Source organism: Leucobacter manosquensis (assembly GCF_018304845.1).
GTDB lineage: Bacteria > Actinomycetota > Actinomycetes > Actinomycetales > Microbacteriaceae > Leucobacter > Leucobacter alluvii.
In genome coordinates this window covers 1762938-1779200 of sequence record NZ_JAFEVO010000001.1, presented here as the reverse complement: position 1 = coordinate 1779200, position 16263 = coordinate 1762938, and the positions used below count along the sequence as shown (strand labels likewise).

At 68.4% G+C, this 16263-nt stretch carries 17 protein-coding genes and 1 riboswitch; of the genes, 10 read left to right on the top strand and 7 right to left on the bottom strand.

Annotated elements, in window-relative coordinates; all coding sequences use genetic code 11:
• Positions 1-18 precede the first annotated feature (18 nt).
• Complete coding sequence (locus JSQ98_RS08225) at positions 19-1665, bottom strand: amidohydrolase (RefSeq protein ID WP_211649176.1); 1647 nt, start codon at positions 1663-1665, stop codon at positions 19-21.
• Positions 1666-1826: 161 nt separating this feature from the next.
• On the opposite strand from JSQ98_RS08225, the gene JSQ98_RS08220 reads away from it, so the two are divergent.
• A complete protein-coding gene (locus tag JSQ98_RS08220; RefSeq protein ID WP_211649175.1) occupies positions 1827-2531 on the top strand; it encodes a TetR/AcrR family transcriptional regulator in 705 nt (234 codons plus the stop codon).
• On the opposite strand, the gene purU is transcribed toward JSQ98_RS08220, so the two are convergent.
• A complete protein-coding gene (gene purU / locus JSQ98_RS08215; RefSeq protein WP_211649174.1) occupies positions 2528-3415 on the bottom strand; it encodes a formyltetrahydrofolate deformylase in 888 nt (295 codons plus the stop codon). The two genes, JSQ98_RS08220 and purU, sit on opposite strands and share 4 nt — an antisense overlap.
• A gap of 124 nt (positions 3416-3539) precedes the next feature.
• On the opposite strand from purU, the gene JSQ98_RS08210 reads away from it, so the two are divergent.
• The 9 genes from JSQ98_RS08210 to ccsB all read left to right on the top strand — a co-directional run bounded on the left by JSQ98_RS08210 (position 3540) and on the right by ccsB (position 12422).
• Entirely contained in the window at positions 3540-5810 is a 2271-nt protein-coding gene (locus JSQ98_RS08210; RefSeq protein WP_211649173.1) for a carbon starvation CstA family protein, read from the top strand.
• On the top strand, positions 5811-6014 hold the full coding sequence (locus JSQ98_RS08205) for a YbdD/YjiX family protein (RefSeq protein WP_346728750.1): 204 nt from the start codon (positions 5811-5813) through the stop codon (positions 6012-6014). It abuts the gene before it with no gap.
• An 80-nt stretch (positions 6015-6094) separates the two neighbouring features.
• Positions 6095-6182, top strand: a riboswitch (ZMP/ZTP riboswitch).
• Between the two features lie 47 nt (positions 6183-6229).
• A complete protein-coding gene (glyA, locus tag JSQ98_RS08200) occupies positions 6230-7513 on the top strand; it encodes a serine hydroxymethyltransferase (RefSeq protein ID WP_211649172.1) in 1284 nt (427 codons plus the stop codon).
• Positions 7514-7516: 3 nt separating this feature from the next.
• Positions 7517-8392, top strand: a complete 876-nt coding sequence (locus JSQ98_RS08195; protein ID WP_211649170.1) for a bifunctional methylenetetrahydrofolate dehydrogenase/methenyltetrahydrofolate cyclohydrolase — start codon at positions 7517-7519, stop codon at positions 8390-8392.
• A gap of 91 nt (positions 8393-8483) precedes the next feature.
• Positions 8484-9209: a VTT domain-containing protein gene (locus tag JSQ98_RS08190; RefSeq protein WP_211649169.1), complete on the top strand. Its 726-nt coding sequence runs from the start codon at positions 8484-8486 to the stop codon at positions 9207-9209.
• Positions 9210-9226: 17 nt separating this feature from the next.
• On the top strand, positions 9227-9874 hold the full coding sequence (locus tag JSQ98_RS08185) for a DedA family protein (protein WP_211649168.1): 648 nt from the start codon (positions 9227-9229) through the stop codon (positions 9872-9874).
• Positions 9875-9941: 67 nt separating this feature from the next.
• Positions 9942-10322, top strand: a complete 381-nt coding sequence (locus tag JSQ98_RS08180; protein WP_211649167.1) for an ArsR/SmtB family transcription factor — start codon at positions 9942-9944, stop codon at positions 10320-10322.
• A 57-nt stretch (positions 10323-10379) separates the two neighbouring features.
• Complete coding sequence (locus tag JSQ98_RS08175) at positions 10380-11372, top strand: SRPBCC family protein (RefSeq protein ID WP_211649166.1); 993 nt, start codon at positions 10380-10382, stop codon at positions 11370-11372.
• Between the two features lie 108 nt (positions 11373-11480).
• Positions 11481-12422: a c-type cytochrome biogenesis protein CcsB gene (ccsB, locus tag JSQ98_RS08170; RefSeq protein ID WP_211650469.1), complete on the top strand. Its 942-nt coding sequence runs from the start codon at positions 11481-11483 to the stop codon at positions 12420-12422.
• A gap of 30 nt (positions 12423-12452) precedes the next feature.
• Here ccsB and JSQ98_RS08165 read toward each other — a convergent pair whose 3' ends face one another.
• The 5 genes from JSQ98_RS08165 to JSQ98_RS08145 form a co-directional block, all read right to left on the bottom strand.
• Positions 12453-13091, bottom strand: a complete 639-nt coding sequence (locus JSQ98_RS08165) for a chlorite dismutase family protein (RefSeq protein WP_211649165.1) — start codon at positions 13089-13091, stop codon at positions 12453-12455.
• A 59-nt stretch (positions 13092-13150) separates the two neighbouring features.
• Positions 13151-13465 (bottom strand): metal-sensitive transcriptional regulator, encoded by a 315-nt coding sequence (locus JSQ98_RS08160; RefSeq protein WP_090152154.1) that lies wholly within the window; start codon positions 13463-13465, stop codon positions 13151-13153.
• 19 nt (positions 13466-13484) lie between these two features.
• Positions 13485-14393, bottom strand: coding sequence for an EamA family transporter RarD (gene rarD / locus JSQ98_RS08155; protein WP_211649164.1), 909 nt, complete (start codon positions 14391-14393; stop codon positions 13485-13487).
• A gap of 3 nt (positions 14394-14396) precedes the next feature.
• The gene (locus tag JSQ98_RS08150; protein ID WP_200332283.1) at positions 14397-14849 is read right to left on the bottom strand and encodes a GNAT family N-acetyltransferase; all 453 of its coding nucleotides are present in this window, start codon (positions 14847-14849) and stop codon (positions 14397-14399) included.
• Between the two features lie 170 nt (positions 14850-15019).
• The gene (locus JSQ98_RS08145) at positions 15020-16102 is read right to left on the bottom strand and encodes an ABC transporter ATP-binding protein (protein ID WP_090152476.1); all 1083 of its coding nucleotides are present in this window, start codon (positions 16100-16102) and stop codon (positions 15020-15022) included.
• Between the last annotated feature and the right edge of the window lie 161 nt (positions 16103-16263).

Here is a 16263-nt window from a genome sequence, read left to right as displayed (position 1 = left end):
GCAACGTCGAGGAACGGGTCAGGTGGTGATGGAAGTGCTCAGGAAGGTGGTGTCGCCGGCGAGCCAGGTGCCGTTGACGACGATCTCGGCGATCGCCTCCGGGGAGATGGTCAACGGGTCGGCCGAGAGCCAGGCGGCGTCGGCGACGCGGCCCACCTCGAGGGTGCCGCGATCATTCGCGAGGGCCTGCCGCGCGATGCCGGTGGTGTAGGCGCCGAGCGCGGCCGCGGCGCTGATGCGTTCCTCCGGCAGCCAGGCGTCGGCGTCGGGCTCGGTGTGGCTGTGGCGGGTGATGGCCGTGGAGAGCGCCGGCCGCCAGTCGCGGGTCGTCACCGGCCAGTCGCTGCCGAACGTGACAGTGGCTCCGCTGCGATGCACCGACCCGATGAGGTACTGCCATCCTTCGCGGGAGTGGCCGAGATGCGGGATCGTGAGGTCGCGCATCACCGCGTCGCACTGCGCCCAGTACGGTTCGAAGTTCGCGATGACCCCGAGTTCGGCGAAGCGCTGGACGTCGGCGGGATCGAGCAGCGCGACGTGAGCGATGACGTCGGCGCGCTCCCTGGCGGGGTTCGTCGCGCGGGCGTGCGCGAGCGCATCGAGCGCGCTGCGGTTCGCGGCGTCGCCGATCGCGTGGAGGTGCAGTTGGAATCCCTCCGCGTCGAAGGCGCGCACGGCCTCGGCGAGCTCGGCGTCGCTCCAGTTCGGCAGCCCGCGATCATCGGGCCGGTCGGCGTACGGCTCGATGAGTGCGGCGGTGTGGCTCTCGATGACCCCGTCGAGGAAGAGCTTCACCGTCTCTCCGCTCAGTCGCGGGTGGTCCAGCGACCTGACGCGGTTGCGGTTCGTGACGAACTCGGCGACCTGCTCGCGCCAGCGCGCCGGGTCGGCGCGGAATGCGAGGTTGACGCGCGTGTGCAACCGTTCCTGCTGCGCCGCTTCGAGGTAGAGCTCGAGGTCGGCCGGCTCCACCCAGGCGTCCTGAATCCAGGTGGTGCCCTGCTCCGCGTAGCCCCGGGTCGCCCGTTCGAGCGCTTCGAGCCGCTGATCCAACGCGAACGGGGGCACCACGTCCGCGATGAAATCGTTGGCCGCCGCCTCCTGCAGGGTGCCGAGCGGTGCGCCATCGGCCCGGCGCACGATGCGGCCGAGCTCGGGGTCGGGGGTGTCGGCGGTGATGCCGCCGGCGGCCAGCGCCGCACTGTTCACCCACGCGGTGTGGTAATCCCAGGCGCGCAGGATGGTGGGGGTGCTCCCGGTGACCTCGTCGAGCCAGCGCGCGTCGAACAGACCGCCTTCGGAGAAGGTCGCGTCGTAGCTCGCACCCACGATCCACTCGGCGTCGGGGTTCTCGGCCTTCCACGCTGCGACGGCGGAGACGATGCCTGCGAGGTCGGCGGCTTGCCGCACCTGCGGACCGAGCGCCTCGACGCCGCCCAGGACGGGGTGAGCGTGGCCGTCTCCGATGCCGGGCACGAGCGCGCCCCCGGCGAGATCGATCACGGTCGTCGCCTCAGCGGTGAGCGCCCGCGCGTCTTCCCCGATCGCGGCGACCCTGCCCGACCGGAAGGCGATCGCGTCGCTCGTCGCACGGTCCGCGCCCCCCATCGGATCGACGATGACGGTTCCGTTCACGAAGACGGTGACGTGCGAGGCTTCACTCATGCTGCATCCTTGCTGCTCGGTGCCGGAGGGCGGGAGGTCTAGAGTGGTAAACGAACGGGGTTCGTTTACCGGCGGGTCGAGAATAGTACGGATTCTCCGGCAGAGCGAGCGAACGCACGGATTCGTTGCGCAATCCGTATCGGCGAGCACGAAGGAGTGGCATGGCCAGCGAGGAGTCTGCGAAGCGGCGGCGAGCCGGCCGGCCCAAGCAGAACGTGCTGTCGCCTCGGCTGATCCACGAGACGGCACTCCGCCTCATCGACCGGCACGGAGTCGAGGGCGCGGGAATGCGGGCGATCGCGGCTGAGCTCGGTGTGCGGCCCTCATCGCTCTACAACCACGTCGCTGGTCAAGCCGAACTCATCGCGGGCGTGCGCGACCTGGTGAGCGAACGGATCCCCACCGCCCCGTTCGCCGAGCTGCCGTGGGATGCGGCGCTCGAGCAGTGGGCGCTCGGGTACCGGCTCGCCTTCGCGTCGCACCCGCCGACGATCGCGCTGCTCGCCGTGCAACCACTCGACCCCGATTCGAGCACGTCGTTCATGTACGACGCGGTCGCGGCCGGCCTGGTGCGCGCTGGATGGCCGCAGGAGCGGGCGCTCTCGGTGATCGTGGCCTTCGAGTGCTTCATCCTCGGGGCGGCGCTCGATCTCGCGGCGGACCCGGCCATGCTCGATCCGGGGCGGCGGGGCGATGTGCCGGCCTTCTCAGGGGTCTACCGCGCGCGAAGCGAGGCGCTCGAGGCCTCCGGGACCAGCCCGGCCGACGACGCGTTCGGCATCGGCCTGCGTGCGATGCTCGCGGGCCTCCGCGCCGAGTACGCCGCTCTCGCAGCGCAGAAGAACGACGATCGGCGACACTCCTAGAAGATGATCGTGCGATCGCCGTCGACGAGCACGCGGTTCTCGGCGTAGGAGCGCACGGCGTGGCGCAGTACGCGCGCCTCCACGTCCTGGCCCAACTGCGTCAGCGACCGCACCGTGTAGCCGTGATCCACGCGGATCGTGTCCTGCTCGATGATCGGCCCCTCATCGAGATCGGTCGTGACGAAGTGCGCTGTCGCCCCGATGAGCTTCACGCCCCGCTGGTGCGCCTGCTTGTAGGGGTTCGCGCCCTTGAACCCCGGCAGGAAGGAATGGTGGATGTTGATCGCGCGTCCCTCGAGCGCGGCGCAGAGCTCGGGCGAGAGGATCTGCATGTACCGCGCGAGCACGACGAGCTCGATGTCGAGCTCGTCGACCGCCTCCAAGACGCGCGCTTCGAACGCCGCCTTGTCGTCGCCGCCGGCGATGGCGCGGTGCTCGAACGGCACGTCGTAGAACTCCGCGATGTCGCGCACCGTCTCGTGATTCGAGAGCACGAGGGGGACGTCGATGGCGAGCTGGCCGGCGCGGCGACGGTAGAGCAGGTCGTTCACGCAGTGCGTCGCCGTCGAGGCGAGGATCAGCGTGCGCACCGGTCGGTCCGCACGATCCAGGCGCCAGGTCATGTGGTAGCGCTCCGTGACCGGGGCGAGCGCAGCGGCGAACCGCTCATCGAACGTCTCCGGCTGGGCGACGGCCTCCACCTGCAGCCGCATGAAGAAGCGGCCGGTATCCGCCGAGGCGAATTGCTGGCTCTCCACGATGTTGCCGCCGGCTGCCACGATGGCGCCGCTGATCGAGTGCACGATCCCGGGTCCGTCGATGCAGGAGAGGGTCAGGACCCACTGGGTGTCGGAAGCGGTGGGAGGTGCGGAGAGCGTAGTCACGGTCTCCAGGGTAGTGCGTGCGCCGTATCGGCCCAATTTTGCTACAGTGACGCCAGGGGCGGCGCCCGGAGTTGCGCGCAGAGCATCAACCGGGCGGCGAGCATCAGCGCAAAGGAGTGAATCGATGTCGCAGCTACGTACCGGCGAATCGTCTGACCCGATCTTCGAGCAGGACCCCGGCCTTCCGCCGGTCGCGCTCAGCGATGACGAGCGCGCGGAGGACGCGGGCAGGCACCGCGGTCTGAAGATCGCGATCTGGATCGCGGTCGGCGTCCTGGGAGCGGTCGGCTGGACCATGCTCGCCCTGGCGCGAGGCGAGACGGTGAACGCCATCTGGTTCGTGTTCGCGGGCGTCTGCACCTATCTCATCGGATACCGCTTCTACTCGAAGTTCATCGAGTGGAAGATCGCGAGACCGGACGACCGCCGTGCGACACCCGCGGAGTACCGGGCGAACGGCAGCGACTACGTCGTCACCGACCGGCGCGTGCTCTACGGCCACCACTTCGCCGCGATCGCCGGCGCCGGGCCGCTCGTCGGTCCCATCCTCGCGGCGCAGTGGGGCTTTCTCCCCGGAACGATCTGGATCGTCGTCGGCGTGATCGTCGCAGGCGCCGTGCAGGACTACCTGGTGCTGTACTTCTCCATGCGCCGCGGAGGCCGCTCCCTGGGGCAGATGGCCCGCGACCAGCTCGGCCGGATCGGCGGGACGGCGGCGATTCTCGCGACCCTCGTCATCATGGTGATCATCGTCGCGATTCTCGCGCTCGTCGTCGTCAACGCGCTGGCCGAGAGCCCGTGGGGCGTCTTCTCCGTCGGGCTCACCATCCCCATCGCGCTCTTCATGGGGGTGTATCTGCGCTACCTGCGCCCGGGGCGCATCACGGAAGTGTCGATCATCGGATTCGTGCTGCTGATGGCCGCCATCATCTCCGGCGGATGGGTGGCCGAGACCGAGTGGGGCGCGGCCCTGTTCACCCTGGACAAGACGACGCTCGCCTGGTGCATCATCATCTACGGCTTCATCGCGGCCGTGCTGCCGGTCTGGTTGCTGCTCGCGCCGCGCGACTATCTCTCGACCTTCATGAAGATCGGCGTGATCCTGCTGCTCGCCGCGGCGGTGATCCTCGTCATGCCGAACGTCGAGGCCCCGGCGCTCAGCCAGTTCGCCTTCACGGACACCGCTCCGGTCGTGACCGGCAGCATCTTCCCGTTCCTCTTCGTCACGATCGCGTGCGGCGCCCTCTCCGGATTCCACGCGCTCATCGCGAGCGGCACGACCCCCAAACTCGTGCAGAAGGAACGGCAGACCCGCGTCATCGGGTACGGCGGCATGCTCATGGAATCATTCGTAGCGCTGATGGCGCTGGTCGCCGCAGTGACGCTCGATCAGGGCATCTACTACGCCATGAACGGATCCGCAGCAGCAACGGGCGGCACCGTGCAGGGCGCGGTCGACTTCGTCATGGGTCTCGGCCTCGCCGGAGTCGACGTCTCAGCGCAGCAGCTCACCGACATGGCCGCCGCTGTCGGCGAGGAGAGCATCGTCTCGCGCACCGGCGGCGCCCCGACCCTCGCGCTCGGCCTGGCGAACATCATGAAAGATCTCATCGGCGGCACGGCCATGATGGGCTTCTGGTACCACTTCGCGATCATGTTCGAGGCCCTCTTCATCCTGACCGCCGTCGACGCCGGCACGCGAGTCGCCCGCTTCATGCTGCAGGACTCGATCGGCAACGTCGCGCCGAAGTTCGGCGACAACTCGTGGCGTCCAGGGGTGTGGATCACGACCGCGATCATGGTCGCGGCATGGGGATCGATCCTGATCATGGGAGTCACCGACCCGCTGGGGGGCATCAACACGCTCTTCCCGCTCTTCGGGATCGCCAACCAGCTGCTCGCGGCCATCGCCCTCGCCGTCGTCATGGCCATCGTCGCGGCGCAGAAGAACTTCAAGTACCTCTGGGTGGTCGTCGTGCCGCTCGCCCTCACCGCCGTCGTCACGATCACGGCCTCGGCGTTCAAGATCTTCTCGCCCAATCCGGCGATCGGCTACTGGGCGAATCACGTCGCATTCCGCGAGGCGCTCGCCGCAGGGGAGACGTCGCACGGCACGGCAGAGGGAGTCGAGGCGATGAGCGCCGTCGTGCGCAACACCGCGATCCAGGGGACGCTCTCGATCCTGTTCGTCACGCTCGCGATCATCGTCATCATCGCCGCCGTACTGGCGGTACTCCGCTCGCACCGAAGCCCGGAGGCCGTCGATACGAGCGATCCGCCGGTCGCATCCCGCACCTATGCTCCTGCCGGCATACTGGCGACTCCGAACGAGCGCAGGCTCGAGCGCCGATGGGCCGACGACCAGCCGCATGCGGCGCGCGCGAGGGGGCACTGAGTGCGTCAGCTCGTGCGCGCGATCGGGGCAGGCGGGGCGCGTCTGCGCTGGTTCTGCCGCGAGCTCTTCGGCGACGCCAAGTACGAGCGCTACGTTGCGCATCTTCGGGTCGCGCACCCTGACGCGCCGGTGCCCGACGTGCGCACCTTCTGGCGCGAGCACTACGCCGAGCAGGATCGGAACCCCGGCGCGCGCTGCTGCTGACCGACGAGCCGGCGGCGCACCGCGATACGGCGAGCGGGCGAGGCCCGACCGCTCGCCGCCGCCGTCGCGGCTTGCTAAGCTGAGCCCGTCGCGACTGGCGTACAGATGGTCACCATCGGGAAACGACACACTGCTTGCATGGGACGGCCGCTCGCCTGGGTCGGATCCGGAAATGTTGCCGCGCTCGCGCGCGAATCACCACCGAGGAGCATTGCATGACCACCCAGTCAGCCTTTTTCAACGAGCCGCTCGAAGTCGTCGATCCTGAGATCGCCGAGGTCCTCAAGAACGAGCTCAACCGCCAGCGTTCCACGCTGGAGATGATCGCCAGTGAGAACTTCGTACCCCGCGCCGTGCTCGAATCGCAGGGTTCCGTGCTCACGAACAAGTACGCAGAGGGGTACCCGGGCCGCCGCTACTACGGCGGCTGCGAGTTCGTCGACGTCGCCGAGGATCTGGCGCGCGAGCGCGCCAAGTCGCTCTTCGGTGCGGCGTACGCCAATGTGCAGCCCCACTCCGGCGCGTCCGCCAATGCCGCCGTGCTCTCCGCGATCGCGGAGCCGGGCGACACGATCCTCGGTCTCGAGCTGTCGCACGGCGGGCACCTCACGCACGGCATGAAGCTGAACTTCTCCGGCAAGCTCTACAAGGTCGCCTCCTACGGAGTCGACCCCGACACGTTCCTCATCGACATGGATGTCGTGCGCCAGCAGGCGCTCGAGCACCGGCCCAAGGTGATCATCGCCGGGTGGTCCGCCTACCCCCGTACGCTCGATTTCGCGAAGTTCCGCGAGATCGCCGACGAGGTGGGAGCCACCCTCTGGGTCGACATGGCGCACTTCGCGGGTCTCGTCGCTGCGGGCCTCTACCCGAACCCGGTGCCGCACGCGCACGTCGTCTCGTCGACCGTGCACAAGACCATCGGCGGGCCCCGTTCTGGTTTCATCCTCACCAACGATCTCGACCTGCACAAGAAGCTGAACTCGAACGTCTTCCCAGGGCAGCAGGGCGGGCCGCTCATGCACGTGATCGCCGCGAAGGCGACCGCGTTCAAGCTCGCCGCGACGGAGGAGTTCGCCGACCGCCAGGTGCGCACCCTCTCGGGAGCGAAGCTCGTGGCCGAGGCGCTGACGACCGAGGCCGCGCGCGGAGCCGGCGTCGATGTGCTGACGGGCGGCACTGACGTGCACCTCGTGCTCGCCGACCTGCGCGACTCGTCGCTCGACGGGCAGCAGGCGGAGGATGCGCTGCACTCGGTCGGCATCACGGTCAACCGCAACGCCGTTCCCTTCGATCCTCGCCCGCCCATGGTCACGTCGGGCCTGCGGATCGGCACGCCCGCGCTCGCGACCCGCGGATTCGGCGACGCCGAGTTCGCCGAGGTCGCCGACATCATCGCACTGACGCTGCAGCAGTCGGGTGACGTCGATGGGCTCTCGGCCCGCGTCACGGCGCTCGCTGACGCGTTCCCGCTGTACCCCGGTCTCGAGGAGTGGTAACCGATGGCCGCTGAACTCCTGGACGGGAAGGCAGCTGCCTCGGCGATCAAGCAGGAGCTCACGGGCCGCGTGTCGGCGTTGCGCGAGCGCGGAATCGTGCCCGGGCTCGCGACGGTGCTCGTCGGAGACGACCCCGGATCGCAGTGGTACGTCGCCGGCAAGCACCGGGACTGCGCCGAGGTCGGCATCGCGTCGATCAAGCGCGACCTCCCGGAGTCGGTGACGCAGGAGGAGCTCGAGGCCGTGCTCGATGAGCTGAACGCCGACCCGGCGTGCACCGGCTACATCGTCCAGCTCCCGCTGCCGAAGCACATCGACACCGATCGGATCCTCGAGCGCATCGATCCCGACAAGGACGCCGACGGGCTGCACCCGACGAACCTCGGGCGGCTCGTGCTCAACGCGAACCGGCCGATCGAGTCGCCGCTGCCGTGCACCCCGCGCGGTGTGATCGAACTCGTGGAGCGCAACGGCATCTCATGGGCGGGCAAGCACGTGGTGGTGGTGGGCCGGGGTGTGACCGTTGGGCGACCGATCGGTCCGCTGCTGACGCGTCGCGAGTACAACGCGACGGTGACACTGACGCACACGGGAACGCAGGATCTCCGCAGCATCCTGCAGCAGGCCGACGTGATCGTCGCTGCGGCCGGCTCCGAGGGCATCGTGCGCGCGGAGCATGTGAAGCCCGGCGCGATCGTGCTCGACGTCGGAGTGTCGCGCAAGACCGATCCGGTGACGGGGAAGAGCCGTGTCGTCGGAGACGTCGATCCCTCGGTCGCCGAGGTCGCGGCGTGGGTCTCACCGAATCCGGGTGGCGTCGGGCCGATGACGCGTGCGCTTCTGCTGCAGAACGTCGTGGAGATGGCGGAACGGGCCTGACGCATTCCCCCGGACTGGTCGTTCAGGCGGGCGCGGCATACTGGTGTGCGTCGTGCCCGCCGCCCATCCCGACGAAAGTTGAGCTCCGCACGTGACATCGACGACCACCGCACTCTCCATGACCGTGACGGTCCCTGCGCTGCTCGGCATCGACTGGCTCGATCCGGAGACCCTGCTTGAGGCCGGTGGGTGGATCGCGCTGGTGCTCGCGTGCGCCTTCGTGTTCCTGGAAACGGGCGTGCTCGTGCTGGCGTTCCTCCCCGGCGATTCGCTCCTCTTCACGGTCGGGCTCTTCAGCGCGACGGGCATCATCGATGTGCCGATCGGGATCACGTGCGCCCTCCTCTTCCTCTTCGCCTTCGCCGGCGACCAGATGGGCTTCATGATCGGGCGGAAGCTGGGACCTGCGGTCTTCAACCGGGAGAAGAGCCGCCTCTTCAACCCCGAGAACGTCGCGCGTACGCACGCGTTCTTCGAGAAGCACGGACCGAAGGCGATCATCATCGCGCGCTTCCTCCCGATCTTCCGAGCATTCGTGCCGGCTGCTGCCGGCGTCGGCAAGATGGAGTACCGCCACTTCGTCCTCTACAACGCGATCGGCGCCCTGCTCTGGGGCGTCGGGGTGACCCTTCTCGGGTTCTTCCTCGGGCAGATCCCCTTCGTGCGCGAATACAGCGAGGTGTTCATCATCGTCCTCGTGCTGATCCCGGGCATCCCGATCCTCATCGAACTCTTCCGCGCCCTCTCGCATTGGCGTGCGAAGCGCGGGGCTCCGGTCGCGGCGCCCGTCTCGCGCGACGGCGACGAGATCGCCTGAAGAGGACGCGCAGACAGATGAATACGCACCCGGGCAGCGAGTACGAGGGCCTCATCGGCTGGATCCTGACGCTGATGGAGCGCATCGGCGAGTGGGGGGTCGGGCTTGCCGTCTTCCTCGAGACGTTCATCCCTCCGATTCCCTCGGAGGCGCTGCTTCCCGGCGCCGGCTTTCTCGCGTACGAGGGGCGGCTGAATTTCTGGTTCGCGTGGGCGATGGCCACACTCGGGGCTCTGGTGGGCGCCTGGGTCTGGTACGCGATCGGCGCCGCCTTCGGCCGGGACCGGACCCGTCGGGTCGTCGGCAGGATCCCGCTCATGGACCACGACGACTTCGATCGTGCGGAAGTGTTCTTCTCGCGGTGGGGAGGCACGGCGGTGCTCCTCGGCCGCTGCGTCCCTCTCGTCAGATCCTTCATCTCTATTCCCGCGGGCATCGAGCGCATGTCGATCGCGAAGTTCAGCATGTACACGCTGCTCGGATCCGGTGTCTGGAACGGGATCTGGATCGGACTGGGGTACGCGTTCGGGCCGGCGATCAAGCCGATACTCGAGCAGTGGAGCGGCGTGCTCTCCGACGCCATCATCGTGATCATCGTCGCGCTCTTCCTGTGGTTCGTGATCGCCCGACTGGTGCGCAACGCGCGCCGCAAGCGGGCCTCGTAGAGCGCTCGGCGTACGATCGGCATTCGCCGGTTGACGGCGCGCTGATCCTGCCTTAAAGTACAACCAAATGGTTGCACAAATCTCGCCCCAGTCCGCTGACGCCAGCGCCGAGCCCGCGCTCGGGCTGACGGACGAGCAGGTGAACCGCGTCTTCCGCGCCCTCGCCGACGCGACACGGCGCGACATCGTGCGACGCACCCTGACCGAAGAAGCCTCGATCTCCGAGCTGGCGGCCGACTACGACATGTCGTTCGCGGCGGTGCAGAAGCACGTCAGCGTGCTCGAAGCAGCGGATCTCGTCGCACGAACCCCCAAGGGAAGGGAGCGCATCATCTGCGGCAACCCCGAGACCATCCGTCGGGTCCAGGAACTCCTGGGCCACTTCGAGCAGATCTGGCGCTCGCGCATCGATCGGCTCGACGCGTTCCTCTCCGAACGCCCCGAGTAACCCACGTCGGCGCTGCACCGACGCAGCGATCCCGGCACGCGAAGAAAGGTCGACATCATGCCCATCACCTCCGTCACGACCGATACCGAGGCGTACACCCTCACCGTGGTCGCCGATTTCACCGTCCCGGTGCGCCGCCTCTGGGACGCCTACGTCGATCCCAGGCAGATCGAACGCTTCTGGGGGCCGCCCGAGTACCCCTCGACGTTCACCCGGCACGACGCGGTCGCGGGCGGCGTGAGCAACTACATCATGACGGGCCCGGGCGGAGACCGGAGCTGCGGATACTGGGAATGGGAGTCCGTCGACGCACCGCACTCGTTCGCGGTGCGAGACGGCTTCGCGAACGACGACGGCACGCCCAACACCGAGTTCCCCACCGTGCGCATGGAGTTCGCCTTCACCGAGTCGGCTCTCGGCTCCAGACTCACCACCGTCTCCCGATTCGGTTCGCTCGAAGCGCTCGAACAGCTCAAGGCGATGGGAATGGAAGAGGGCATGCGCGCTGCGATGGGGCAGATCGACGCGGTCGTCGAGGACCTCCGATCGTTCGCCGCCGGGCGCGAGACCGAAGTGCAGCTGCTGGGCGAGACGCAGGCGCGGGTCTCCCGCATCATCCGCGGGTCGGTCGAGCAGGTGTGGCAGGCGCACGTCGACCCCTCCCTCTTGCAGCGCTGGCAACTGGGGCCCGACGGCTGGAGCATGCCCGTCTGCGAGTACGGCGCCGAAGTCGGCCAGCGCCTGCGCACCGAATGGCAGAACGACGAGAGCGGTGAACGTTTCGGCTTCGCCGGGGTCGTCGTCGAATCAGCCGCACCGCACCGGCTCGTGACGACGGAGCGGATGATCTCGCCGCAGGATCCCGAGGGCTCTGGCAGCCCCGAGACCCTGAATGAGATGACGCTCGTTCCCGTCGACGGCGGCACACTGCTCGCCTACGTCATCACGTACCCGGACGCGACGGTGCGCGAGGCGGTGCTCGCCACCGGCATGGCCGAGGGCATGGAGACGGGCTACCAGCGTCTCGAGCAGGTCGTGCTCGCAGGCTGAGCGAACGACGGGCTCGACGGGCCCCGTTCACAGCGGGAGCGGCTACTCTAGGGGACTGTGCTGCTGACGGAACTGGAAAACTACTCGACCATCGCCCTGTACTCGGCGATGATCGTCTACGCCATCGCCTTCGTGTTCTACGCGGTGGATCTCGCGAACCGCAGCGGTGACGCCGCAGCGGTCCGTACGCCGGCCGCCGACGCTGAGGCGGCGACGGCCGGCGGCGGCGTCGCGACGATGGTGCGGACGGCGCCGCCGAGCCGCGCCATCGGTACCGTGACCAAGCCTCGGCGATCACGCTCGCTGCGCATCGGGTTCTCGCTCACCGTCCTCGGGTTCCTGCTGCACCTCGGAGCGACCGTGCTGCGCGGCATCGGGGCGGAGCGCGTTCCGTGGGCGAACATGTACGAGTTCGCGCTGACCGCGACCTGCGCGATCGTACTGATCTTCCTGGTCGTGCAGTTCTTCGTCGACCTGCGCTTCCTCGGCGCGCTGATCACGGGCATGACGATCCTGTTCCTCGGCGTCACGAAGGTGAACTTCTACGTCGCGATCGTCCCACTGCAGCCGGCGCTCGACTCGTACTGGCTCGTGATCCACATTCTCGTCGCCGTGCTCGCAGTCGGGTTCCTCACCCTCTCGTTCGGACTGTCGGTGCTGCAGCTGCTCCAAGCCCGACGCGAAGCGCGCGATGTGCAGGGCGCCACGCCGACCATGCGGTTCCTCTCCACCTTCCCCGCAGCCGTGCGTCTGGAAGATCTGGCCTACCGCCTGGCGATCATCGGGTTCGTCTTCTGGACGTTCACGCTCATCGCCGGCTCGATCTGGGCGGAAGCCGCGTGGAGCCGTTACTGGGGCTGGGACACGAAGGAAGTCTGGACCTTCGTCATCTGGGTACTCTACGCGGGGTACATCCACGCCCGCGCGACGCGCGGCTGGCGAGGAACGCGATCAGCATGGCTGTCGGTCATCGCCTACACGGCGGTCATCTTCAACTTCACGATCGTCAATGTCTTCTTCAAGGGGCTGCACGCCTACTCGGGCCTGTAAGCGGGAGACCAGCGGCGGTGGGCCGATGGGCTACTGCAGCACCTCGACCATTTCCGCCGGATCGATGAGGCGGCCCGCGATCGTGCCGCCGGTGACGCCCGAGCGGTCGCCCGCGTCGCGCAGATGGTCGACGATCCAGACGAGCTCGTCGGCCTCACGGGTCACGATCCAGTCGGTGTCGCCGATGCCGCAGGTGGCAGCCGACTGAACCGAGACGGCCGCCGAGGCGCCGGCCAGGCCCGGCCGGTCGCTCGCCCCGCTCACGGAGAGCCACTGCTTCGGCGACTCATCGGCTGCGGCAGCATCGACGACGACGCCGAGAGAGCTCCAGGTGCGAATGAGGGGCTGCACGATCGCCGTGCGCCGCAACTGACGCAGGGACCACTGCAGATCCTCGGGTGCGGCCCCCTGCAGCCAGACGAGCACGTCGGCGTCTGAGCGCACTCCGCTGACGTCGTACCAGCCGCGGACGACGACGCCCTCATCATCGATCTCCCGCGACACGTCTTCGAGCTCGCGGACGATGCCGGGCACGTCACGACCGTCGAGCACGACCGGGTGCGACGAACTCACGCGGAATGCTGCGAAGAGCGAGAACGTGGTCTCAGGCACGCCGCTCTCCAGCGCTTCAGAAGGGATGGCTGCGGGATCGATTCCGAGTTCGCTCATGCCTCCATCGTGGTGGCCGGAGGCGAGGGATGCAAGGGGCGGCGACTCGGCCGCGATGGTCAGCGCACCAGCCGGGCGATCGCAGCCGAAGCCTCATGCAGCTTCTCGGCGGCCACTGCCCCGCCCTCCGCAGCGGCAGACGCGACGCAGTGACGCAGGTGATCGTCCAGGAGCTCGAGCGCCACGCGCTCCAGGGCCTTCGTCGCCGCCGAGACCTGCGTGAGGATGTCGATGCAGTACTCGTCCTCCTGCACCATGCGCTGGACGCCGCGCACCTGGCCCTCGGCGCGGCGCAGCCGCTTCAACAGTTCGTCTTTGTGCTCGATGTAGCCGTGCGTGTGCTCAGCGCAGGCAGCATCCATGACTTCGCTCATGCGAGAACTGTACCCGGGTTCAGCCGTCCGTTCGCCGACGGCGCAGCAACCCGACGACACCCCCGCCGATCAGCACGAGCACGGCCGCCCAGATGGCGAGGTAGAGCGGATACTCCTCAGGCGCGATGCGTTCCCCGTTGAGCATCGATGCGACGACGAGGAGTGCCGGCTCGAGGTAGCTGAGCAGCCCGAACACGCTGATCGTCAGCAGTCGAGAGGCGAGGATGTAGCAGACGAGCGCGATGCCGGTGCCGATGCCGAAGACGGGTCCCAACCAGAGGAGATTCGGGTTGACGGCGAGGGACGTGCCCGTGACGAGCTCGCGCGCCAGCAGGATCGCGGCAATCGGTGTCATCGCGAGGAACTCCCAGAACATGCCGCCCAGGTGCGCGAAACCGAGTGCCCTCCTGAGCACGAAGTACACGGGGTAGCCCACGGCGACGAGCAGCGTCTCCCAGGAGACGCCACCGGCGCGCACGAGTTCGAAGCCGACGCCGATCGCGGCGATGCCCGCGGCAGCCCACTGCCACCACAGCAGGCGATCGCGGTACAAGAACTTGCCGACGAGCACGAGCATCAGGGGGAGGAGGAAGTACCCGAGGGCGACCTGCAGGCCGCGCCCGTGCAGCGGCGCCCAGGTGAACACCCAGAGCTGAACGGCGATCAGCGCGCCGCATGCGATCACTCCGAGCACGAGCAGCGGCGTGCGCCGGAGTCTGCGGCCGAGCTCGGCGACGAGATCCCACTGCCGTGCGGCGAGGAGCGCGAGGGCGATGATGGGAATCGCGCAGAGCGTGCGCAGCGCCCAGATCGCCTCAGCCGGGGCCGGGGCGAGCAGCGGCGTGACGAAGTAGATTCCCGCGAACAGTACAGAAGAGGCGACCGAAACGATCGCCCCTCTCGAGTCGCGGCTCAGCGAGCCGGTCACTCCTTAGAGATCGATTGCGCCGATGACCTCGCCGTACGGCGTCTCGCCGATCGGGGCGAAGCCGATGTGCAGGAAGAACCCCTCCGGCCCTTCCTCGCCGCGCTCCCAGAGCACCGTGACGCGCTCGAACCCGCGGCGCCGAGCCTCTTCGATGAGCGCCTTGACGGCGAAGGTGCCGACGCCCGTTCCCTGCTCCTCGGCGTCGACGTTGATGCGCCAGAGCGCTGCCTTGAACTCCTCCTGCGAGGCGTCGGGATCGAAGTTGCCGTGGATGAACCCGACGACCTCGTCATCGCGCAGGACGACGCGCTGCCACGCCGTGTGCGCGGGCGTGACCGCCGCCGCAGCAGCGTAGGAGACGGGCGTGATGAACTGCTCCTGGCCCCGCTTCAAGCCCAGCGTATTCACCGCGACGATGGTCGCTGCGGAAAGCTCTTCGAGTCTCAGGTCGCTCATGAATCAAGGCTAGCGCCTCGCGCCGCTCGCGCAAGGAGGAGGTGCAGGATCTTCGGCGGCCGCTCCGCGGCGCCGGCGGCGGGCCCGACGCGGATCGGGGTCGGTTTCGGGGCGTCGCCGGGTCGGCGAGTGCCCGGAGATCGACCCCGATCCGGAAGCGGGCGCGAGCGTCAGGAGAGGCGAGCGCCCGACTCCCCGTCGAATACGTGCACGCGCGAGGGGTTGGGGGCGAGGGTGACGGTCTCGCCGGCCTCCGGGTGCACGCGCCCGTCGACCCGCGACACGACCTCGGTGCGCACTCCGTCGACGTCGGCGTGCCCGTACAGATAGCCGTCGGCGCCGAGCTCCTCGACGAGATCGACCTCCACCCGTATCCCGGCGTCTCCCTCCGGCACGACCGTCAGATCTTCCGGCCGCATGCCGATGGTGAGCGCCCCGCTCGCCGCGGCGCTGCGGATGGAGGGCTCCAGGGGAATATCGAGCGAGCCGGATCGCGCCGCGTCGCCCGTGATCGTCGCAGGCAGCAGATTCATCGCGGGCGACCCGATGAAGCCGGCCACGAACACGTTGTTCGGGGTCTCGTACAGGTCGCGCGGAGTGCCGATCTGCTGCAGCACCCCCTCTTTGAGCACAGCGATGCGATCGCCCATGGTGAGCGCCTCGGTCTGATCGTGCGTCACGTAGACCGTGGTCACGCCGAGCCGGCGCTGCAGGGACGCGATCTGCGTGCGGGTCTGCACGCGCAGCTTCGCGTCGAGGTTCGAGAGCGGTTCATCCATCAGGAAGACCTGAGGCTGGCGCACGATGGCGCGGCCCATCGCGACGCGCTGCCGCTGGCCGCCCGAGAGCGCCTTCGGCTTGCGGTCGAGGAACTCCTCGAGGTCGAGCATCCGGGCGGCCTCGCGCACGCGCTCCTCGCGCTCCGTCTTCGAGACGCCGGCGATCTTGAGGGCGAAGCCCATGTTGTCGGCGACCGTCATGTGGGGGTACAGCGCGTAGTTCTGGAAGACCATCGCGATATCGCGATCCTTCGGGGGAACGTCGGTGACGTCGCGCTCGCCGATGAGGATGTGACCGCCGTCGATCTCCTCCAGCCCGGCCAGCATGCGCAGCGTGGTGGATTTGCCGCAACCCGATGGGCCGACCAGCACGAGGAACTCACCGTCCCCGATGTCGAGGTCGAGCGCATCGACCGATGGGCGCGAAGCACCCGGGTAGACCCGGGTGACGTTGTCGAACGTAACTGTTGCCATGATGAACTCCTCTGCCGGCAGGCACGTGCCGGACGATCCGTTGCAGTGGAAGACGGCTGCATCGCCGTCGGTACCCGGTTCGGGTGAGACCCACATTAGGGGAGCGATGGGGCCATGCGCTACGGGCGAGGCGCACGCGATGTGCGGCGGCAGGAGGGCCG

What these genes read in the sequence shown, in the direction of transcription:
- JSQ98_RS08185 (WP_211649168.1), top strand. Translation starts at nt 9,227, where the DNA reads ATGAATACGCACCCGGGCAGCGAGTACGAGGGCCTCATCGGCTGGATC.
- JSQ98_RS08175 (WP_211649166.1), top strand. Translation starts at nt 10,380, where the DNA reads ATGCCCATCACCTCCGTCACGACCGATACCGAGGCGTACACCCTCACC.
- ccsB (WP_211650469.1), top strand. Translation starts at nt 11,481, where the DNA reads ATGATCGTCTACGCCATCGCCTTCGTGTTCTACGCGGTGGATCTCGCG.
- JSQ98_RS08150 (WP_200332283.1), bottom strand. Translation starts at nt 14,849, where the DNA reads ATGAGCGACCTGAGACTCGAAGAGCTTTCCGCAGCGACCATCGTCGCG.
- JSQ98_RS08195 (WP_211649170.1), top strand. Translation starts at nt 7,517, where the DNA reads ATGGCCGCTGAACTCCTGGACGGGAAGGCAGCTGCCTCGGCGATCAAG.
- JSQ98_RS08180 (WP_211649167.1), top strand. Translation starts at nt 9,942, where the DNA reads ATGGTTGCACAAATCTCGCCCCAGTCCGCTGACGCCAGCGCCGAGCCC.
- JSQ98_RS08210 (WP_211649173.1), top strand. Translation starts at nt 3,540, where the DNA reads ATGTCGCAGCTACGTACCGGCGAATCGTCTGACCCGATCTTCGAGCAG.
- glyA (WP_211649172.1), top strand. Translation starts at nt 6,230, where the DNA reads ATGACCACCCAGTCAGCCTTTTTCAACGAGCCGCTCGAAGTCGTCGAT.
- JSQ98_RS08160 (WP_090152154.1), bottom strand. Translation starts at nt 13,465, where the DNA reads ATGAGCGAAGTCATGGATGCTGCCTGCGCTGAGCACACGCACGGCTAC.
- JSQ98_RS08145 (WP_090152476.1), bottom strand. Translation starts at nt 16,102, where the DNA reads ATGGCAACAGTTACGTTCGACAACGTCACCCGGGTCTACCCGGGTGCT.
- JSQ98_RS08165 (WP_211649165.1), bottom strand. Translation starts at nt 13,091, where the DNA reads ATGAGCGAACTCGGAATCGATCCCGCAGCCATCCCTTCTGAAGCGCTG.
- JSQ98_RS08225 (WP_211649176.1), bottom strand. Translation starts at nt 1,665, where the DNA reads ATGAGTGAAGCCTCGCACGTCACCGTCTTCGTGAACGGAACCGTCATC.
- JSQ98_RS08220 (WP_211649175.1), top strand. Translation starts at nt 1,827, where the DNA reads ATGGCCAGCGAGGAGTCTGCGAAGCGGCGGCGAGCCGGCCGGCCCAAG.